15 protein-coding genes are annotated in these 20,218 nt (G+C 59.7%); 9 read left to right on the forward strand and 6 right to left on the reverse strand.

Annotated elements, in window-relative coordinates; genetic code table 11:
* Positions 1-149: 149 nt before the first annotated feature.
* The 4 genes from cysK to crr all read left to right on the forward strand — a co-directional run bounded on the left by cysK (position 150) and on the right by crr (position 4,143).
* Positions 150-1,118 (forward strand): cysteine synthase A, encoded by a 969-nt coding sequence (gene cysK / locus GWQ27_RS11355; protein ID WP_005312371.1) that lies wholly within the window; start codon positions 150-152, stop codon positions 1,116-1,118.
* Between the two features lie 442 nt (positions 1,119-1,560).
* Positions 1,561-1,818 carry an HPr family phosphocarrier protein gene (locus tag GWQ27_RS11360; protein WP_005303128.1) on the forward strand — a complete coding sequence of 86 codons (258 nt, stop codon included), beginning with the start codon at positions 1,561-1,563 and terminating at the stop codon, positions 1,816-1,818.
* A 44-nt stretch (positions 1,819-1,862) separates the two neighbouring features.
* Complete coding sequence (ptsI, locus tag GWQ27_RS11365; protein ID WP_005312368.1) at positions 1,863-3,590, forward strand: phosphoenolpyruvate-protein phosphotransferase PtsI; 1,728 nt, start codon at positions 1,863-1,865, stop codon at positions 3,588-3,590.
* A gap of 43 nt (positions 3,591-3,633) precedes the next feature.
* On the forward strand, positions 3,634-4,143 hold the full coding sequence (gene crr / locus GWQ27_RS11370) for a PTS glucose transporter subunit IIA (RefSeq protein WP_005312365.1): 510 nt from the start codon (positions 3,634-3,636) through the stop codon (positions 4,141-4,143).
* 88 nt (positions 4,144-4,231) lie between these two features.
* Here the strand turns inward: crr and GWQ27_RS11375 are convergent, their stop codons facing one another.
* Entirely contained in the window at positions 4,232-5,194 is a 963-nt protein-coding gene (locus GWQ27_RS11375) for a sensor domain-containing diguanylate cyclase (protein ID WP_111588144.1), read from the reverse strand.
* 62 nt (positions 5,195-5,256) lie between these two features.
* Positions 5,257-6,075: an ABC transporter substrate-binding protein gene (locus GWQ27_RS11380; protein WP_265421328.1), complete on the reverse strand. Its 819-nt coding sequence runs from the start codon at positions 6,073-6,075 to the stop codon at positions 5,257-5,259.
* A gap of 235 nt (positions 6,076-6,310) precedes the next feature.
* Here GWQ27_RS11380 and GWQ27_RS11385 point away from each other — a divergent pair, with 235 nt between their 5' ends.
* A complete protein-coding gene (locus GWQ27_RS11385) occupies positions 6,311-6,859 on the forward strand; it encodes a cytochrome b (RefSeq protein WP_275907394.1) in 549 nt (182 codons plus the stop codon).
* 28 nt (positions 6,860-6,887) lie between these two features.
* On the opposite strand, the gene GWQ27_RS11390 is transcribed toward GWQ27_RS11385, so the two are convergent.
* The 4 genes from GWQ27_RS11390 to GWQ27_RS11405 form a co-directional block, all read right to left on the reverse strand.
* Positions 6,888-7,538: a polymer-forming cytoskeletal protein gene (locus tag GWQ27_RS11390; protein ID WP_275907395.1), complete on the reverse strand. Its 651-nt coding sequence runs from the start codon at positions 7,536-7,538 to the stop codon at positions 6,888-6,890.
* Between the two features lie 177 nt (positions 7,539-7,715).
* Entirely contained in the window at positions 7,716-11,468 is a 3,753-nt protein-coding gene (locus GWQ27_RS11395) for an AAA family ATPase (RefSeq protein WP_275907396.1), read from the reverse strand.
* Entirely contained in the window at positions 11,465-12,691 is a 1,227-nt protein-coding gene (locus tag GWQ27_RS11400) for an exonuclease SbcCD subunit D C-terminal domain-containing protein (protein WP_275907397.1), read from the reverse strand. Before GWQ27_RS11400 ends, GWQ27_RS11395 begins: the two co-directional genes overlap by 4 nt.
* Before the next feature lie 104 nt (positions 12,692-12,795).
* Complete coding sequence (locus tag GWQ27_RS11405) at positions 12,796-13,224, reverse strand: GNAT family N-acetyltransferase (RefSeq protein ID WP_275907398.1); 429 nt, start codon at positions 13,222-13,224, stop codon at positions 12,796-12,798.
* Positions 13,225-13,403: 179 nt separating this feature from the next.
* Between GWQ27_RS11405 and rdgC the strand changes: the two genes are divergently transcribed.
* The 4 genes from rdgC (at position 13,404) to GWQ27_RS11425 (ending at position 19,887) form a co-directional block, all read left to right on the forward strand.
* Positions 13,404-14,315, forward strand: coding sequence for a recombination-associated protein RdgC (rdgC, locus tag GWQ27_RS11410; protein WP_005312334.1), 912 nt, complete (start codon positions 13,404-13,406; stop codon positions 14,313-14,315).
* Between the two features lie 174 nt (positions 14,316-14,489).
* Positions 14,490-16,271 carry a gamma-glutamyltransferase gene (ggt, locus tag GWQ27_RS11415; RefSeq protein WP_275907399.1) on the forward strand — a complete coding sequence of 594 codons (1,782 nt, stop codon included), beginning with the start codon at positions 14,490-14,492 and terminating at the stop codon, positions 16,269-16,271.
* A 374-nt stretch (positions 16,272-16,645) separates the two neighbouring features.
* Positions 16,646-18,298, forward strand: a complete 1,653-nt coding sequence (ybaL, locus tag GWQ27_RS11420) for a YbaL family putative K(+) efflux transporter (protein WP_275907400.1) — start codon at positions 16,646-16,648, stop codon at positions 18,296-18,298.
* Positions 18,299-18,705: 407 nt separating this feature from the next.
* Positions 18,706-19,887, forward strand: a complete 1,182-nt coding sequence (locus tag GWQ27_RS11425; RefSeq protein ID WP_275907401.1) for a M28 family metallopeptidase — start codon at positions 18,706-18,708, stop codon at positions 19,885-19,887.
* Positions 19,888-20,218: the final 331 nt, after the last annotated feature.

Here is a 20,218-nt window from a genome sequence, read left to right on the forward strand (position 1 = left end):
GATAAGAGACCTTTTTGAGATCGAGGCCTCAGTAAGAAAGAATAAGCTCTATATCTTGTAATAACATATTGTTATAACAAATCGTCACTTCTCATTCAGAAACCACAGGGTAATCTTGTTTCATCGCCGTAACAAACAGGGATAGCACCATGAGCAAAATTTTTGAGGACAACAGCCAGACCATAGGTCACACCCCGCTGGTTCGACTCAACCGTGTTACCAAGGGCCGCGTACTGGCCAAGATTGAAAGCCGCAACCCGAGCTTCAGCGTCAAGTGCCGCATCGGTGCCAACCTGATCTGGGATGCCGAGAAGCGCGGCGTACTGACCCAGGGCAAGGAGATCATCGAGCCCACCAGTGGTAACACAGGTATTGCTCTGGCATTTGTGGCCGCCGCCCGTGGCTATCCCATCACCCTGACCATGCCAGCCACCATGAGCCTGGAGCGCCGCAAGCTGCTCAAGGCGCTCGGTGCCAATCTGGTGCTGACCGAAGGCCCTCTTGGCATGAAAGGCGCTATCGCCAAGGCCAACGAGATCCTCGAATCCGAGCCGGGCAGATACGTTTTGCTGCAACAGTTTGAAAACCCGGCCAACCCGGAAATTCACGAGAAGACCACTGGCCCCGAGATCTGGGATGCCACCGACGGTCAGGTGGATGTATTCGTGGCAGGTGTAGGTACAGGCGGCACCATTACCGGCGTCTCCCGCTACCTGAAGCAGACCAAAGGCAAGGCCGTGATATCGGTGGCCGTCGAGCCAAGCGAATCACCGGTGATCAGCCAGCGTCTGGCCGGTCTCGAAATCAAACCGGGTCCCCACAAGATCCAGGGCATTGGTGCCGGCTTCATCCCGGGTAACCTGGACCTGACCCTGCTGGACCGCGTCGAACAGGTGAGCAGCGATGATGCCATCGAGATGGCGCGCCGTCTGATGGAAGAGGAAGGCATTCTGGCCGGTATCAGCTCCGGGGCCGCCGTCGTGGCCGCCGCACGTCTGGCAGAGCTGCCGGAATTTGCCGACAAGACAATCGTCGTCATACTGCCGAGCGCCGCCGAGCGTTATCTCTCCAGCGCGCTGTTTGCCGGCGTGTTTAGCGAGCAGGAGTTGCAACAGTAAGTGATCGGATAATTTCAAAACAACGGCGCTCCCAGGAGCGCCGTTTCTTTATGAGCTAGACTGAGCACTTGGCAGCGCCACTCGGCCCCTTATTTTTTGGGGTAAAATAACAAACAAACGAGTGACAAAAAAAGCAGACATCCTGTGATAAATTTCATATCCTGTGCGGCGTCACGAGGTGTTTGCCGACTAGGTATCACAAAGTAACAAAGTGTTATTTTTCGTTATAAAATAATTTCAAGCCAGTATTTCTGCGGCTTGTAGCGCGATAACGGAAAAGAGTAGCGGCAAACACCGAATACTGCACAGAAAATTGACCTGGATTAAACCATTGCAGGTCTGATTTCGTTACTTTACAACATATCCATACTGACACGGTGAGACAAGGAAGCGTCAAAAGCATCCATCTCTCCAAAAAATATCAATAATATGGGGTGAAACCATGTACGAGAAGTCTGTTGTTATCACTGCTGAAAACGGCCTGCACACCCGTCCGGCAGCTCAGTTCGTGAAAGAAGCCAAAGAATTCCAAAGCGAGATCACTGTGGTCTCCGGTGGCAAATCCGCCAGCGCCAAGAGCCTGTTCAAGCTACAGACCCTGGGCCTGACCAAAGGCACCAACGTGACCATCCAGGCCGACGGCCCGGACGCTCAGAAAGCCGTTGAGAAGCTGGTTGCCCTGATGGACGAGCTGGAGTAATCCAGCTTTATTCCTCCCCCACAGTCGTTTTAATAGGAAGGATTATGATATCTGGCATTCTTGCGTCCCCCGGTATCGCATTCGGTAAGGCGCTTCTTCTTAAAGAAGATGAAATCGTTATCAATCAGGGCAAGATTTCTGCTGACCAGATTGACGCCGAGATCAACCGCTTCCTCGAAGCCCGCACCAAGTCAGCTGCACAGCTGGAAGCCATCAAAGCCATGGCTGGTCGCACCTTCGGTGAGGAAAAAGAGGCCATCTTCGAAGGCCACATCATGCTGCTCGAAGATGAGGAGCTGGAAGGGGATATCAGATCCTTCATCAAAGACAACAAGGCCACCGCTGATAAGGCCGTCTACGAGGTCATCGAGCAATACGCCAAGATGATGGCCGATCTGGACGATCCCTACCTGCGCGAGCGCGCCACCGACTTCCGTGACATCGGAACCCGTCTGGTGAAGAACGTGCTGGGCATCGCCGTTGTCAATCTGAGCACCATAGACGAAGAGGTCATCCTGGTCGCCAAAGACCTGACTCCGTCCGAAACTGCCCAGATCAACCTGAAATATGTGTTGGGTTTCGTTACCGATATCGGTGGCCGTACCTCTCACACCTCCATCATGGCGCGCTCCCTTGAGCTGCCGGCCATAGTGGGCACCAACGACATCACAGAGCGCGTCAACAATGGCGAGATGCTGATACTGGATGCGATCAACAACCAGATCATCATCAACCCGACCGCTGAGCAGCTGAACGAAGCCAAGCAATTCCAGGCCCAGTTCCAGGCTGAAAAAGATGAGCTGGCCAAGCTGAAAGACCTGCCTGCCATCACCCTGGATGGTCACCAGGTCGAAGTCTGCGCCAACATAGGTACCGTCAAGGATACCGAAGGTGCCATCCGCAATGGCGCCGAAGGCGTGGGTCTGTACCGTACCGAGTTCCTGTTCATGGATCGCGATGCGCTGCCGACCGAAGACGAGCAGTTCAAGGCCTACAAAGAAGTGGCAGAGGCCATGCCGGATCAGCCGATCATTGTCCGTACCATGGACATCGGCGGCGACAAAGAACTGCCGTACATGAATTTCCCGAAAGAGATGAACCCCTTCTTGGGCTGGCGTGCCGTGCGTATTTTCTTCGATCGCGAAGACATCATGCACGCCCAGCTGCGGGCAATACTGCGTGCGTCTGCCTTCGGCAAACTGCGCATCATGTTCCCGATGATCATCTCCGTCGAAGAGTTCCGCAGCCTCAAGGCCACCGTAGAGAAGCTGAAAGCCGAACTACGCACCGAAGGCAAAGCCTTTGATGAATCCATCGAAGTGGGTATCATGATCGAGACTCCGGCTGCGGCCGTGATGGCTCATCATCTGGCTAAAGAAGTGGATTTCTTCAGTATCGGTACCAACGACCTGACCCAGTACACCCTGGCAGTCGACCGTGGTAACGAGATGATCTCCGCCATGTACAACCCGCTGTCACCCTCCGTCCTGACGCTGATCAAGATGGTTATCGACGCTTCCCATGACAATGGCAAGTGGACCGGTATGTGTGGTGAGCTGGCTGGTGACGAACGCGCCACACTGCTGCTGCTGGGTATGGGTCTGGATGAGTTCTCCATGAGCTCCATCTCTGTACCGCGTATCAAGAAGCTTATCCGCAACACCAACTTCGAAGATGTGAAGGCAATGGCTGACCAGGCTCTGAGCTATGCAACCGCCGCCGAAATCGAAGCCTGTGTAGATAACTTTATTAAGCAGAAGGCAGTCTGCTAAGATCGGCTGCAAACAGCGACAATCATCTCTAGGAGCTTTTACTATGGGTCTGTTTGATAAACTGAAGAAACTGGTTTCCGACGATAGCTCTGATACAGGTGGCATCGAAATTTTTGCCCCGCTGTCAGGTGAAATCGTACCGATCGAAGATGTGCCTGACGTTGTCTTCGCCGAGAAGATCGTCGGCGACGGTATCGCCATCAAGCCGGCTGGCAACAAGATGGTTGCACCGTGCGATGGTACCATCGGCAAGATCTTCGAGACCAACCACGCGTTCTCGCTGGAATCCGACTCTGGTATCGAGCTGTTCGTTCACTTCGGTATCGATACCGTTGAACTGAAAGGCGAAGGCTTCACCCGCATCGCTCAGGAAGGTCAAAAGGTCAAGCGCGGCGACACCATCATCGAGTTCGATCTGGCCATTCTGGAAGCGAAAGCCAAGTCTACCCTGACGCCGGTTGTCATCTCCAACATGGATGAGATCAAAGAACTGATCAAGATGACAGGTGCCGTGACTGTGGGCGAGACCCCGGTGATCCGCATCAAAAAATAATGCACGGCTGGCTCAAGCCAGTCGCTGCAACGAAAAACCGAAGCCATGTGCTTCGGTTTTTTTATGAAAAAATGGCAGTGAATACCGATTACTCCTTACCAAACAACACCCGGTTTCGCCCCTGCGCCTTCGCCTGATACAGCGCCCTATCCGCCACCAGCAACAGGTTGTCGAGGCTTTGTCCCGTCGTCAGCGTGGCACAGCCAAAACTCATCGTCAGTGAAAAATGGTGATGGTGCCAATTTATCTGACTGGCAGACAACAGCTGTCGCAGTTGCTCGGCCAGGGAGACCGCCCGGGAGGCATCCGCTCCCGGCAGGATCAGCAGGAACTCCTCCCCTCCCCAGCGCGCCAGACACTCCTTTCCCTGCAACTGCTCCTCCATGATGCGGGCAACCCCACACAAGGCCGCGTCCCCGGCGGGATGACCATATCGATCGTTGACCTGCTTGAAGTGATCAACATCGCACAGAACCACTGACAAAGGTCGCCCCTGCAGCCAGTGCGCCTGCAGCTGCTGCTCGGCTCCACGCCGGTTGCTGAGTTCTGTCAGTGGGTCGGTACAGGAGAGGCGACTGACCTCCTCTATCATGCAGTGCAGATCGTGAATGTCGCGAAACGTCACTATGTGCCAGCCTGGCATGGCATCGGCCGTCAATTGGGCTGTGATGGTAAACCAGCGGCGCTGGCCATTCTTGCAGTAGATCCGGGTAGACATCTCCGCCACGGCAGAGCCGTTGGCCAGACTGGTCATGACAACCTGATTCCAGTCCTGGATGGCTTGAGTTCTGGTCTGCTCATCGTGATAGACAGTCGCGAACCAGGCTGTCATATCCGGCAAATCGGCCAGGGTGTAACCCAGCTGCGCCGAGAAGGCCTGATTCACGAATCTATGGTGCCTGATGGGAATGTTCGACAGGGTTGTTGGTATTGTGCCAAGAGTATCACCACAGACCGCCTCTGAAATGAGGATCGGTATCGGGATCACATCAAAGGATCGAAACAGGATCTGCTGCAGTTCGCTCAATATCGCTGACTCGGATATGTTCAAGGTATTTCCCTTACCAATATTTCGCTCAACAGTAAGTGAGTCCGCAGGCTGGGTAAATCGGCTTATTGAGCCTCTCGGACCACCTTAGTCGCAGTGTTCTCTCCCGGTTGCCACTCCTGATAGGGGCCGTGGATGGCAGAGTAGATCTTGTCCAGCTGACCGGAGGTCTTGAGCTTGCCGATGGACTGTGTCAGGAAACGGTCCACCGCATCCCCCTTCTCTCCTTTCGGGATAATAAACACATCGTCGAACTCGCCGAAATAGACGCGGTGGATATTGGTCAGCCCCATCTTCCTCAATGCAAAATCGGCCTCCTCCTGCGCCCAGAGAAAGGCGTCGATACGGCCCCTGCTCAGTTTGCCAAGGGACTGCTCGATTGAGAGGGAACGCTTGACCGAGAAGGGCCAGAAGTCGCTCACCCCCTCGATGAGCAGATCGCGCTTGGTGTACTCATAACCGAGCACCATAGCGGGTGTAACGGGCGTAGCACTGCTGCTGTAGAGCACATGAGTTACCTTGCCAAAAGTCACAGAACTGAAGCGATAGGGGAGCATGGATTCATCAATATAGGGGTTACGCAGTGCAGGCAGATTGAAGTCCGCTTCCCCCACCACCACGCTGCGGGTCGCCCGGGGCATGGGATATACCTCCACACTCACCTCGACCCCGTCATCCAGATCGGCGATAGCCTTGACCAGATCGACGAAAGGACCGGTCCCATTGGAATCAATAAGACCCGGCAACAGGCCAAGATATGCCGAGAAGCGGGCAGTGTGCTCAGGCTCTGCCGCAGCAAGACGCGTATTGCCGCCCCCTGTCATACCCAACAGCGTGGTCCCCAGCATGAACAGGAGTACAGCCCCAAAACCAAGATTTTTCATGAGTTCACCCTTCTCGACACCACCACAATGGCTGCGTTACAAAAAAGCATAGCCCCGTGATGAAAGGTGAGACGATAGCTAGAGAAATGAGCATTCATTGTTAAAAGGTTATTTGGATCAATATTTACCCGGACAAGCCTAGTAACATGGAAAGGGATACACCAAGGTCCGGCCATCCCAAGCCCGCCCAACGAGATAAACGTGATGCAATGAGCGCCCCGAGAAGGACACGAGCATGTTGAAAAATACCGAACAGCGTTATGGCAGCCTGAGTATCGGGCTGCACTGGTTAACCCTGCTATTGATGATGGCCGTCTACGCATTGATGGAGTTCAGGGATATTTTTCCCAAGGGCTCGGCCGGTCGTGACCTGATGAAGGAGTGGCACTTCATGGTGGGCTTGCTGATCCTGGCACTGGTCGTCGTACGGCTGCTGGTGCGCTTTAGCTGCCCGTCACCCCGCATAGTGCCCACACTGTCACCCCTGATGCGAACACTGGGTCACCTCGCCCATCTGGCACTGTACGGCTTTCTCATCCTTGCTCCGCTGCTGGGTTGGTTGCTCCTCAGCGCAGGCGGCAAGCCCATCCCCTTCTTCGGATGTGAGCTGCCTGCCCTGCTTGCACCGGATGATAGCCTGAAGGGGACGATCAAGGATCTGCACGAAACGCTGGCCAACATAGGCTATGCCCTGATCGCCCTGCATACGGCGGCAGCCATCTATCACCATCATGTGCTCAAGGACAACACCTTGACCAATATATTGCCCGAGCGCCGCAGCTAAACAATGGGGGCACGCTGGCCCCCTTTGTTCACACCTCTTTTGCCACCACCTCTGGTACGTTTATGGCCTTGGATTTGCTTTCAGGTTGCAACTTTTTCACGTTCCCCTTGTTCTCACCAGAGATAGCTTTGCTCTCTTCCTGAGATTGGGATTGCCCAATGAACTGGCCTCCCTTTCGAATGGAGAGGCTGCCACCTTTGAAAATTCCCTTCATCTTTCCATTTTCGAGGATCTCGACCTCTGTCGATGTGCAGGTGCCCTCCAAAGTGCCATTGATGGTGACATGGGCAGCGGTCACCTCTCCCTCAACCTTGCCACCCTCCATGACGCGAACAGTCCCCCCGCTAACCAGCAGCGTCCCTATGAATTGTCCGTGTACGTCCAGATTACCTTCTACCTGCAGCTCACCTGCGAATCTGGCTCCCTGTGCAATCACTGTCATTGCCACATCGGATACCACAGACACCGACTCATTGCGCTTTCGTCCAAACATTCTGACTTTCTCCACCATCAACATCAGCGCCATCACTAACAGCGGCACTATGGGTAACTTGTAATATGCAGATCCCAGCACATAGAGCAGCAACGCCAGGCCCCAGCAGAACCAGATGAAATAAAGTACGTCACTTCGTTTTCGCATCGCGATGCGACGCAGGATCCTTTCAGGTACAACCGTCATTGACCATTCCCTCTTGCGGGTGCATGGATTCAAGACCGGGGTCACGACCCCTGGTTATGTCTTTCCCGCAATATGCGGGTATAGACCTAGCTCAAGCGACCATATTGCGAAAACTCTGAAACAAAAAAGCCCCGCCATCTGGCGGGGCTGCCGACCCTCAATGAAGTAAATCAGGATTCAGGGCAACACCACCCGACTCTCACCACCGCCGAGGGCCTCGACCCGAATTTGCACACCGATCCGCTCCACAAGGGTCTGCACATGGGAGATGACGCCTATCTGGCGACCGGCTGCCTGCAGGGAGTCAAGGCTGGATAGCGCCAGATCCAGGCTGTCTGGATCCAGGGTGCCGAAGCCCTCGTCGATAAACAGCGATTCGACCTGTGTCTGGCGCGACGAGAGACTGGAGAGGGCCAGTGCCAGCGCAAGCGATACCAGGAAGCTCTCGCCGCCGGAGAGGGAGTCCACAGAGCGCACCTCGTCCCCCATGTCCAGATCCACCACCTGCAGCGCCAGATCCGTGCCGGGTACCCGCTCCAACCGGTAGCGCGGCGACAACTCGCCGAGCTGGGCATTGGCCTCCAGCAGCAGACGCTCCAGGGTGAGGCTCTGGGCGAAGGTGCGCAGCTTGGCGCCGCTGGCAGAGCCGATAAGCTCGGACAGCTGCTGCCAGTGATCCGTCACTGCCTGCTGGCGACTCAGCGCCTCTTGCAAGGAGCCTGCCTTGAGGGCAGCCGCCTCGGCCTGGGCCAGCGTACTCTTGCACTGGAACAGCTGCTCCTCCAGTTCGCGGCAATGGGCCTCGCAAGCGCCAAGGCGCTCGGCAAGGGCCTCGGTGGAGAGTGCCGTCAGTTCGCCGTGATGCTCGCGATAACGCTCCCGTTTCACCTCCTCCAGCGCCAGCGCCCGTTGGCGTTCGGCCAGCCGGGTACGCGCCTCGGCCAGGGCATCATCCAGCCCCTGCAGGGCTGTGCGGCGGGCCTTGAGCTCCTCCGGATGGATGGCCAGCAATCGGCGCAGATCATATTCGGCAATCCCGAGCCTGGTGGCATGGGCAGCCCAGCGCCCCAGTACCTCGCGGCGGCGGCGACTGCTCACCTGTTTGTCCTGCTCAAGATGGGTCAACCGTGTCTTGAGCTCTGTCTGTCGCTCCCTTGCGGCCCGCAGTGCGCCCACCGCCTCTTCGAGTTGATTGGCTCCCCGTGAAAGTCGCTGCTGCCACTCGCCCTCGACCTCGGCGATGGCACGCCCCCCAAGACACGCCTCGCGGCTGGCCAGCAGTCCCTGGCGCTGTTGCTCGGCCTCCTTGTAGTCGCGCTCCAACTTGTGCAGCTGTTCATTCTGGCTCTGTACCCTTGCCTCCTGCGCACTGAGCGCCGGGGTCAGGCTGGCAAGTTCGCTGCCCAGCTGCTCCCACTCGCGCTGTCCCTGCAAATAGGCCTCGCAGGTCTGCTGCCATTCGAGCCACTGCCGGCTGCCGAGCCATTGACGCCAGGGTTCGGCCCCCATCTGTTCATCGAGCCGGGTTTCACCCTGAACCAGGCGCTGGCGCAGTGTGACTTCCTGCTCGACCAGCGCTTTGAGCTCGGCCTCCCACTCTATCTTCTGCCGCTCGGCCTCCTGCCACTGCTGCTCAAACTGCTGATGACGGGTTGTGAGCTGAGTCAGCTGATTGCGCAGTCCCATCAGCATCTGCTGGCCTTGCTGGGCCTGTTGCAGCTGTCGCTGTCCGGCCACCAGACCCAGCTCCAGCGCCTCCCCCTGTGCCAAGAGATGCGCCAGAAGATCCGCCCACTCGGCGGGGCTTTGCCGCAAGGGCAGACCGTGGCCCAACAAGGTCTCACCACCCCACTGCAACCAGCGCTGGGTCAGCTGTTCGGCTCTCGCCTCCAGCTCGGGTTGGTGCTGCTGGCGGGCAACCAGCTGACGAGTCAGCTCGACGCGCTCGCTCTCTCCCTGAATATGTTGATGATTGAGTCGATCCCATTCCAGCTCCAGCTGGCGGGCACGCTCGGCCAGCTGGGCCAGGATACCGGCCACCTGCGGCTGACTCTGGCGATAGGGATGCTCCTCTGAGCCACACAGCGGGCAAGGCGTACCATCGCTGAGCACGTGACGATACTGCTCGAAGCTGGCGACGGCACGGGCCTGATCCAGCGCATGACGCGCCTCGTCACGCTGAAGCCCGAGTCGCTCCAGCGCAGGCACCAGCTCCTCGTGCTGGGTGGCCAGTCGGGTGAGGTGCTGCTCAAGCAGCGCCATCTCTTGCAACAAGCGCTCCTGTTGCTCACTGTGATTACGGCCTGCCTCCGCCAGCTCCAGCAATTGGCGCACCCGGGCCAGCTGCTCGGTCTGGGTCTGACGCTGTTCCTGCGCCTTGGCGACCTGACCTTCCCACTCCTGCGCCTGCAACTGGTCGTGCTGCTGTTGCAGCCGGGCGCGCTCCTGCTGCCAGTAGTCCCGCTCCTGCTGTCCCTGCTCCAGCCGGCTGTTGAGATCCCGCAGGGCATGGCTCTTGTGCTCACGGCTTTGCAGCAGATGTTGCAGCTGATCCCGCCCCTCGGCCCAATCCTGCATGGCTGCCAGCAGGGGTTGCCACTGGCGTGCCAGGGGGGCCAGCGCCTTGCGCTCCTCGAGCCAGAGCGCCCATTGCTGACGCCGCACCTCGAGCGCCTGCACCCGGCTCGCCTGCTGTTGCCACTCCTGTTGCAGGGCGACTTGCAGCGCGCGGGCCTGCGCCCCCTGCTGCTGAACTTCCTGCAACTGGCTGCTCTTCTCCCTGATGCGGGTATCGAGCTCCTGCGCCCGCTTGAGTTCGGGTTGCAGCGCCCCCCATTCGCGCTCGGCGGCTATCTTGTCGGCCAGCAGTTGCTGCTCGCGCAGCGCGGCCTGCTGCTGGGTCTGCTCGACCTGTTCGAGATCGGGGCCCAGCTGGCCAATGAGCTGCTCCTGCTGCTGCACTTCCAGGGTGAGGCGAGCAAGTTCATCGTGATCGGCGCGGGCCACCTGGGCCTGCTCGGCGCGGCCAAACTCCTCCCGCTCGGGAGCCGCCTGGGCGTGAGCCGCTTCTGCGGCGGCCAGTGCCGTCTGTCCTTCCTCGCATGCCAGCAACTGGGCGGCGATGCGATCGTTGAGGTCCCGCAAGTCCTGCAACAGCTGGCGCTGCTGCTGCTCGTGCTTGAGGCTGGTGGAGAGCGCCAACTGCTGGGCGACCCACTGCTCGCGGGTCGCCTCGTCCATCAGCGCCACGTCGCCGAGCCGTTGCCCGATGGCGGCCAATTTGTGCTGCTCCTCCCGCGCCCGTTCATGGGTCTGGATGGAGATGGCGGAATAGAGCTCGGTGCCCGTCATCCGTTCGAGCAGGGCGGAGCGCTCGTCGGCGCTCGATTTGAGAAACGCGGCGAACTCCCCCTGGGGCAGGATCACGGCGCGGCGGAACTGCTCCCAGGAGAGCCCCACCAGTTCATCGATGCGATCCTGCAGCTCCCGCTTGCTGCCGGAGAAGACCTGACCCGACGCCACGTCGGTCAGGCTGCGCTCCTGGGCCTGAAAGCGCCCCTCGGAGCGGTTGCGCGCCCGGCGCACCGCCCAGCGGGCCAGCCAAATGCGGCCATCACAGCCGCGAAACCGTACCTCGGCACAGCCGCTGGCGTGGCCGCGACTGAGGATGCCCCGCACGTCGTTGGCTTTGAGCTTCTCCTCGTCATCCGCTCGGCCCACTTCGGCCACGTGCTTGCGATTGGCGATGAAGCGCGGCATCTCGTCGTACAGCGCCAGACTGATGGCATCGAGCAAGGTGCTCTTGCCGGCGCCCGTATTGCCCGTGATGGCAAACAGCCCTGCGGCGCCGAGCGCCCCCTTGGTAAAGCCAATGGTGAAAGAGCCGGTCAGGCTGGCCAGGTTCTCACCGCTGAGGGACAGGATCTTCATGCGCCGGACTCCTTCACCTGTTGCAATATCTCTTCAAACGAGGCGACCAGTTCGGCCTCGGGTTCACCGTCAAACTGGCGCTGATAGCAGAGCCTGAACACCTCAGTGGGGGAAAGCTCATCCAGCCTGCGCTGGTTCTGGCCATCGGCCAGCCCCTGGCCAGAGCCCAGATAGCGGGTACTGATACGGGCCAGGCGTACCGGCTTGCCCGCTAGCGCCGCCAAGATGCGTTCGCGGATGCGGGCCTCGGGTCTGGGCAGCAGCAGTCGTACATCGAGGAAGGGTTGTGCCTCGCTGGGCAGCGTTGGCAGGGACAAGGCCTCTATGGCCTTGATCGCCCCTTCCAGTTCGCTCTCGGGCAGGCGGATCATCTCTACCGCGCGGGGCACAGGGATCCGCTCCATGCCCACCAATTTGCCCCCCTCAAACGTCACTTCCAGCACCTGATGGTTGTAGTTGGCCTCGGCCAGCGAGAGCGGCAGTGGCGAGCCGCTGTAGTGAACACCCTCGGCCGGGCTCTGGGCCAGATGGAGGTGACCGAGCGCCGTGTAGTCGGCGCTGGCAAAAATATTGGCAGGCAGGGCATGCTGGTTGCCGCCGAGTACCCGCCGCTCTGAGAGCTCGGAGAGCTGGCCTGCCGCCAGATAGGCGTGGCCCATGGCGATCAGTGCCTGATCGGGTTCGCAGCGTGCGCGACCTTGCGTCAATACCTCTTCATAGACCCGCCGTACCCCTTCAATCAGCCGATCCTGGCCCTCTTCAAGCTGTTCAACCCTCAGGTCGCTGCTGCGCAGGAAAGGGACGGCGGCGCACCAGGCGGCCACCTTGCCTTCCCTGTCTTGCAGCGGCACCAGCAGGCGGTCGGTCTCAAGCTTGCCCTCACTGTCACGGCTGATGCTGCCCACCAGATGCAGATCAAAGGCCCGCAGCAGTTCGTGAGGGGCATCCAGCTTGGAGGGGGAGTCGTGGTTGCCGCCGATCAGCACCATGTTGAGGTGGGGCATCTCGGCCCGCAGCCTGGCCAGAAAACGGTAGAGCTGCTGCCAGGCGCTGGCGGGGGGATTGGCGGTATCAAACAGATCGCCCGCCACCAGCAGAGCATCGATCTGCCGCTGCTTGATGGTATCGGTCAACCAGTCGAGGAAGCTGTCGTGTTCGAAGCGGCGTTCATGGCCATGGAGTTGATGACCAAGGTGCCAGTCGGCGGTATGCAAGATTTTCATGAGAAATCGACTCGGATCCAGGAGAGGTGCCAGCGGCACCCGATGGAGACAAGATGAGGATGCCAGCCTCTCTTTTCAAGCAAAACAGGCAGGTGACGTCAGATTCAGGCGGGCTCGCAACACATCTTGTACTGGGGATGACCGGTGAGGGGATCCGACTCCTCCCCCTGGATCACGAAACCGTGACGGCGGTAGAAGCGCACCGCCTGCGCATTTTCCACGAACACCCGCGCATGCAATCTGGTCCCCTGCGACTTGGCCTCCTGCAGCAGGACATGGCCCACGCCGCGTCCCTGCCGGTCGGGTCGCACGAACAGGGCAGCCAGGTAATCCTCCACCAGCGCCATGAAGCCGAGCAGCTCGCCGCGCTCCTCGAACACCCAGATGCGGGCGTGGTCGAGATAGCGGGTGCGCAGATCCTCCTGGGCCTGCCACCAGCAGGAGGCATCGACGAAATCGTGGGCCTGCAGGGAGGCCAGCAACCAGATTTCGACGATCTCTTCCATGTCCTCGGACCGACTCGGCCTCAACATATTTGCATCCTTGTTAACAATCTGAACACCCGCAGTCTAGGGGACTTTGATGACAGGGTTGGGGACGAACATGACTCCCTGTGAACTCGATCGTCCTTTTTTTACGAGAATGATTGGCTGATCACAAAGCGCCTCTCTAGTACAATGCCCGCCGGACAATCTATGAGACCGAGGACGCCATGTGGTTTAAAAACCTGCAGATTTATCGCTTTACCCGCCCCTTTGACCTGACAGTGGATCAGCTGGAAACCCAGCTCGAGGCCTGTGCCTTCACCCCTTGCGGCAGTCAGGACATGTCCCGGTTCGGTTGGGTCAAGCCCCTTGGCAAATTCGGTTCGACCCTGACCCACTCCGCTTCAGGCCACATCCTCATCTGTGCCCGCAAGGAAGAGAAGATGCTGCCGGGTACCGTCATCAAGGAGATGCTGGCGGAGAAGGTAGAAGCGATCGAATTCGAGCAGGGTCGTGCCCTCAAGAAGAAAGAGAAGGAAGCGCTGAAGGAGGAGATACTCCACACCCTGCTGCCCCGCGCCTTCAGCCGCACCAGCCAGACCTTCGCCTGGATCAACCCGGCCGACAATCTGATGGTGGTGGATGCAGGCTCCGCCAAAAAGGCGGACGATCTGCTGGCCCTGCTGCGCAAAAGCATAGGCACTCTGCCGGTGGTGCCGGTGGCGCTCAAGAATCCGCCCGAGATCACCATGACTGAGTGGCTGAGCGAGGGTAACCTGCCCGCCACCTTCGCACTGGAAGACGAAGCCGAGCTGCGCAGTGCCATGGAGCACGGCGGCATCATCCGCTGCAAGCAGCAGGATCTGATGACCGACGAGATAAAGAACCACCTGGCCAACGACAAGCTGGTGACCAAGCTGGCTCTGAACTGGGGCGAGACCCTGAGCTTCGTGCTGGGTGACGACCTCTCCATCAAGCGTCTCAAGTTCAGCGAAGAGCTGCGCGAGCAGAACGACGACGTGACCAGCGAAGATCCCGCCGCCCGTCTGGATGCGGACTTCGCCCTGGTGACCGCCGAGCTGGCCCAGTTCATCCCGGCACTGTTTGCCGCCCTGGGTGGCGAAGAGCAGTCCATCTGATCAACGCCTGCTTGCATTGCACAAACCGCCCGAGTGGCGGTTTTTTTGTGTCTGCGGCGCATGACCTTTATTGATAAATGAGTAAGGTATTGATCTGGTTCAACAACTTGAGCAACCAGTGCCAATCGTGACATAGTCGTCCTTCGCGCTCATAAAACAGACAAGGAGAGTGTCATGTTGCTCAAACCCACAGGGCTGGCCGTTGCCTTCGCCCTCCTGGCCGGTTGCGCCAGTGACAAGGGCTTTCACTATGCCCCGCCCCCCCAGACCCTGATCGCCCCGGAAGCCGCCAGCGGCTGGACAGACAAACAGGGCTGGCAGGGCCATGACTTCATGGTGGCGGCGGCCAACCCGCTGGCCGTGGATGCGGGCTACCAGATCATCCGGGCGGGCGGCAGCGCCGTCGATGCCGCCATCGCCGTACAACTGGTACTGACTCTGGTGGAGCCGCAATCCTCCGGCATCGGTGGTGGCTCCCTGCTGCTGGTATGGGATGGCAGCAAGGTTGCGGCTGTGGATGGTCGCGAGACGGCCCCTGCCGCCGCCACGGATCAGCTGTTCATGAAGGATGGCAAGCCCATGGCCTTCTATGACGGCGTGGTGGGTGGTCGCTCTGTGGGTGCGCCTGGCACAGTGCGGGCGCTGGCGCTGGCCCATCAGCGCTACGGCAAGCTGCCCTGGGCTGCGCTGTTCGAGCCAGCCATCACCCTCGCGGAACAGGGGTTTGTCATCAGCCCGCGCCTCGCCACCCTGCTGGCAAAAGACCCCTATCTCGCCAAAGACCCGGATGCCCGCGCCTACTTCTATCTGCCGGATGGCACGCCAAGGCCTGCCGGCAGCACGCTCACCAACCCGGCACTGGCCCGAGTGCTGAAGACCCTGGCCACACAGGGGGCGGATGCCTTCTATCAGGGGCCGCTGGCCGAGGCCATGGTGGCCAAGGTGCGTCAGCACCCCACCAATCCCGGTGTGCTGGCGGCGGCCGATCTGGCCAGCTATCGCGCCAAACTGCGCGACGGTCTCTGCTTTGACTACCGTCAGAGCCGGCTCTGCGGCTTCCCGACCCCCTCCTCCGGCACCATAGCCCTGGGACAGATCTTCGGCATGCTGGAGAGCCGCGACATGGCGGCCCTCAAACCTGTGACGACGCCAGAAGGTCAGCTTGCCGCGTCAAGCGATGCCGTCCACCTCTACAGCGAGGCGGCGCGGCTCGCCTTCGCCGATCGCAACCAGTATGTGGCAGACAGCGATTTTGTCAGCGTGCCGGTGAAGGGGCTGCTGGACAAGGGCTATCTGGCCGAGCGGAGCAAGCTTGTCGGCGAACGCTCCATGGGGATCGCCCAGCCCGGTACGCCGCCGCTGGCACTGGCTCGCGGCAAGGATGCGACCCCCGAGCTCCCCTCCACCAGCCATGTCTCCATCGTCGACAAGGCGGGCATGGCGGTCTCCATGACCAGTTCCATCGAGGATGGCTTCGGTTCGCGGCTGATGGTCAACGGCTACCTGCTCAACAACCAGCTCACCGATTTTTCCTTCACCTCGGTGGATGCCGCCGGTCTGCCGGTGGCGAACCGGGTCGAGCCTGGCAAACGGCCACGCTCCTCCATGTCCCCCCTGCTGGTGTTTGACAAGCCAAGCGGCAAGCTGACCATGACGCTGGGCTCGCCGGGGGGCTCCGCCATCATCAACTACGTGGGCAAGACGCTGCTCGGCACCCAGGATTGGGGGCTGAACTTGCAGCAGGCCATCAACCTGCCCAACTTCGGCAGCCGCAACGGCCCCACCGAGCTGGAGCTTGGGCGCACACCGCAGAGCGTGGTCGAGGGATTGAAAGCGAGAGGCCACGAAGTGGTACTGAGCGAGCAGACATCGGGTCTGCAAGGGGTCGAGCGCAATGCCGGCGGCTGGTTCGGCGCCGCCGATCCGAGGCGAGAAGGCATTGCCAAGGGCGAATGAGTGCCAGCGTATCTTCATCAAGGCGACCTCAGGGTCGCCTTGATGCTTGTTGCATCCTGGCACCCACTCATACAGGAAAAATCATCAACGATGAATTATTCCTGCCAACGAAATGGATAAAGCTGTCTCTTCCCCCCCCTTAATTTCGACACTTATGCAACTTTAATCGCAAACAAGCGTCAAAATGTGGATAAATATTGCTTTCAAGCAATATTTGTATTATTTTTCAACAGAAACGACAACTGTTGTCCCCAATATCCAGTGTTCGCTGCGGCCAACATCTGTCTCTTTCGCCCCCTGCTCATTGACAGCTGCCCTCTTCATCCCCTGCGGTGATCTGGTAGCCCCCTGACTGCCATTAGCGAGGTGACGACATGGACCACTCCCTTCCCCTGATTACCACCCTGGTTGGCGGCTTCGTGCTCGCCTACGTACTCGGCATGCTTGCCCATCGCCTCAAGATCTCGCCCATGGTGGGCTATCTGGCAGCCGGGGTGATTTCGGGCCCCTTCACGCCTGGCTATGTGGCCGACATGGCGCTGGTGCCCGAGCTGGCAGAGCTGGGCGTTATCCTGTTGATGTTCGGGGTGGGCCTGCACTTCTCCTTCAGCGATCTGATGTCGGTGAAGAAGATTGCCATCCCGGGCGCCATCGCCCAGATAGCGGTCGCCACCTTGCTCGGCATGGGGCTCTCCTCCCTGATGGGGTGGGATCTCACCGCCGGCCTGATGTTCGGCCTCGCCCTCTCCACCGCCAGTACAGTGGTACTGCTGCGGGCGCTGGAGAGCCGCCAGAACCTGGAGACCCTGCAGGGGCGCATCGCCATCGGCTGGCTCATCGTCGAGGATCTGGTGATGGTGCTGGCGCTGGTGATGCTGCCCATACTCGCCAATATCCAGCACGGCGATCAGAGCATGAGCTGGCAGAGCATAGCGCTGGATCTGGGCTGGACCCTCGGCAAGGTCGCTCTGTTCGTGGCGCTGATGATGGTGGTGGGTAGCCGCTTCATTCCCTGGTTGCTGGCTCACACCGCCAGCACTGGCTCCCGCGAGCTATTCACGCTGGCGGTACTGACCGGCTCCCTTGGCATCGCCTTTGGGGCGGTCAAGCTGTTCGGCGTCTCCTTCGCCCTCGGTGCCTTCTTCGCAGGCATCGTCATGAACAGCTCCGAGCTGAGCCATCGCGCCGCCAACAACACCTTGCCGCTACAGGATGCCTTTGCCGTGCTCTTCTTCGTCTCTGTGGGCATGCTGTTCAATCCCGCTGTGCTGCTGACGGATCCGCTGGCGGTGCTGGCCACCCTGTTCATCATCATGTTCGGCAAGTCGGTGGCGGCCTACGCCATAGTGCGGCTGTTTCGCTACAGCCAGCGCACAGCGCTCACCATCTCCGCCAGCCTGGCCCAGATCGGCGAGTTCTCCTTCATCCTGATTGGGCTCGCCATCGTGCTCAAGCTGGTGCCGGAAGCGGCCCGGGATCTGATCCTGGTGGGCGCCAGCCTCTCCATCATGCTCAATCCGCTGGTATTCAACGCCGTCGAGCGCTACCTGGAGAAGCACCCGGATGCCGACAACACCCAGGCACTGGCCGAGTGCAAGTGTCCGGCCGTCGAGATGAAGGAGCACACTGTGCTGGTGGGCTTTGGCCGGGTCGGCCGCCTGCTGGTGGAAGGGCTGCAAGCCGCCGGGCGGCCGCTGGTGGTGATAGAGCAGGATCCGCACCGGCTGGAGAGCCTGCACCAGGCCGGGATCCCTCATATCAATGGCAACGTGGCGAACGATGAGGTGCTGTGTCGCGCCGCCATCGCCGACGCCAGCTGGCTGCTGGTGGCCATCCCCAACAGCTTCGAGGCCGGCGAAGCCATCGCCCAGGCCAGACTGATCAATCCGGCCATCCGGGTCATAGCCCGTGCCCACAGCGATGACGAGGTTCACTTCCTCACCCGGCAGGGGGCAGACAAGGTGATCATGGGGGAACGGGAGATAGCGCTCGGCATGCTGGCGGAAACCACTGGCGCCCCTGCATAAGCTCGTCACCACCAGACAAGAGAGGGGCCCATGGCCCCTTTCGTTTATCCCCTAATTCACCCGTGACTGAATCGTGCTGACGATGGTTGATGAGTCATATCGACAATCCCGAACGCACCTCAGCGCCATGGCACAGTTTGGCTCCCTTCGTCAGCCCCCCAGCCGGGGCACATTGGGTACCACCTTGCAACCACACTGCCACCCGCCTCCTTGTCAGCACAAAGCTCCGGCCAGCTCGGGACAAGCCCGGTGGTAAACAGCAGATTGTACAGCGGCCCCCACCGGACGGGGGAGCCCACATACCAGATGGGCAGATCCGGTGAACGCCCCCTTGGCTAGACTGGGGTGGTCGTCTTATGACACCCACCCATGCTAGTCACCTGTGACAATACCCGGAAGGATCCGACATGAAACCCTTTATGACCGCCCTCTTGCTTCCCCTCTTGCCCCTCGCCGTGCAGGCCGCTGAACCCGTCTGGATCACGGTCGGTGCCGATAGCGGCGTCGAACTCAGGCAGGTCAAGGCCAAGCTGGCCCCCCTGTTCAGCGCCAGCGGCGCCCCCATACAGCTGGCCCAGATAGAGGCGAGCGAGCTGGGTACCCTCTCCCACCTGATGCATGAAGGCCACCAACGCTGTGGCGGCTATGTGGTTCACAGCACGCTGGCAGATGCGCTGCAGAGCATGGCCCAACCCCTCAGCCAGAACCTGTTCAGCCCGCCGCCGCTGACTCAGGGTGCCAATGTCAACCGGCTGCTGCCCTATCTGGATCAGGGCAACATAGTGGGCACCATCAGCAAGCTCTCCAGCTGGCGCAACCGCTACTACACCACCACAACCGGGGTGCAATCCGCCGACTGGATCGCCAGCCAGTGGCAGAGCCTCGGTAGTGCCCTGCCCTGGGCCAGCGTCAGCCGGGTCAAACACAGCGGCTATCCGCAGCAATCCGTGGTGCTGACCCTCAAGGGCAGCCGCTATCCTGACGAAGTCGTGGTGCTCGGCGGCCACCTCGACTCCACCGCAGGCTCGGCTCCCAACAGCCGCACCCTGGCCCCGGGCGCCGACGATGATGCCTCCGGCATCGCCACCCTGACCGAAGTACTGAGGGTCATCGCCGAGCAGGGCCGCCAACCGGAGCGCACCCTGCAATTTATAGGTTATGCGGCAGAAGAGGTGGGCTTGCGCGGCTCCAAGGACATAGCGACCCGCTACAAGGCGGCCAACACCAGGGTACTGGCCGCGCTGCAGCTGGACATGACCAACTATCAGGGCTCGGTTGAGGATATCGTCTTCATGACCGACTACACGGACCAGGGACTGACCGGCTATCTCGCCCAGTTGCTTGACGCCTACCTGCCGCAAATAAGCTATGGCTATGACAGTTGCGGCTATGGTTGCTCGGATCACGCCTCCTGGCACAATCAGGGCTATCCCGCCGCCATGCCGTTCGAGTCACGCTTCAACGACTACAACCCCAAGATCCACACGGCGCAGGATACCCTGCAAAACTCCGATGCCTCGGCCGGCCATGCCCTCAAGTTTGCCCAGCTGGCCACCAGCTTCGCCATCGAGATGGGCAAGATCAACTGAATGACACCCGCTTGAACAAGCAGTAATAGGACAAGAAAGGGAGGCTAGGCCTCCTTTTTTTGTATTCATAACTCACTGTATTTAATGGATTTAAAATTTGTATTGTCCACATTCTGTCCTTGTTTAAACAGTTTTCACGCAAATGACCACATTGAGAAACTAAAAAGCCCCGACATTGCCGGGGCTGAGTTCTGGACTAAGACTTGTCTAGTCCTGAAATAGGTTTACACATTTTCGGCTAGCATTTCTCCACTCAGAACCCCCGATGCACTGCATCGGGGGTTCTGTATTTCAACGCATGATGCGGCCGCTCCACGTTGTAGATATCCAC

The sequence above is a fragment of the Aeromonas sp. 5HA1 genome (genome assembly GCF_029237245.1).
GTDB lineage: Bacteria > Pseudomonadota > Gammaproteobacteria > Enterobacterales > Aeromonadaceae > Aeromonas > Aeromonas salmonicida.

Excerpts from the sequence above, each read along its gene's own strand:
- cysK (WP_005312371.1), top strand. The coding sequence starts at position 150 with ATGAGCAAAATTTTTGAGGACAACAGCCAGACCATAGGTCACACCCCG.
- GWQ27_RS11360 (WP_005303128.1), top strand. The coding sequence starts at position 1,561 with ATGTACGAGAAGTCTGTTGTTATCACTGCTGAAAACGGCCTGCACACC.
- ptsI (WP_005312368.1), top strand. The coding sequence starts at position 1,863 with ATGATATCTGGCATTCTTGCGTCCCCCGGTATCGCATTCGGTAAGGCG.
- crr (WP_005312365.1), top strand. The coding sequence starts at position 3,634 with ATGGGTCTGTTTGATAAACTGAAGAAACTGGTTTCCGACGATAGCTCT.
- GWQ27_RS11380 (WP_265421328.1), bottom strand. The coding sequence starts at position 6,075 with ATGAAAAATCTTGGTTTTGGGGCTGTACTCCTGTTCATGCTGGGGACC.
- GWQ27_RS11385 (WP_275907394.1), top strand. The coding sequence starts at position 6,311 with ATGTTGAAAAATACCGAACAGCGTTATGGCAGCCTGAGTATCGGGCTG.
- GWQ27_RS11390 (WP_275907395.1), bottom strand. The coding sequence starts at position 7,538 with ATGACGGTTGTACCTGAAAGGATCCTGCGTCGCATCGCGATGCGAAAA.
- GWQ27_RS11395 (WP_275907396.1), bottom strand. The coding sequence starts at position 11,468 with ATGAAGATCCTGTCCCTCAGCGGTGAGAACCTGGCCAGCCTGACCGGC.
- GWQ27_RS11400 (WP_275907397.1), bottom strand. The coding sequence starts at position 12,691 with ATGAAAATCTTGCATACCGCCGACTGGCACCTTGGTCATCAACTCCAT.
- GWQ27_RS11405 (WP_275907398.1), bottom strand. The coding sequence starts at position 13,224 with ATGTTGAGGCCGAGTCGGTCCGAGGACATGGAAGAGATCGTCGAAATC.
- rdgC (WP_005312334.1), top strand. The coding sequence starts at position 13,404 with ATGTGGTTTAAAAACCTGCAGATTTATCGCTTTACCCGCCCCTTTGAC.
- ggt (WP_275907399.1), top strand. The coding sequence starts at position 14,490 with ATGTTGCTCAAACCCACAGGGCTGGCCGTTGCCTTCGCCCTCCTGGCC.
- ybaL (WP_275907400.1), top strand. The coding sequence starts at position 16,646 with ATGGACCACTCCCTTCCCCTGATTACCACCCTGGTTGGCGGCTTCGTG.
- GWQ27_RS11425 (WP_275907401.1), top strand. The coding sequence starts at position 18,706 with ATGAAACCCTTTATGACCGCCCTCTTGCTTCCCCTCTTGCCCCTCGCC.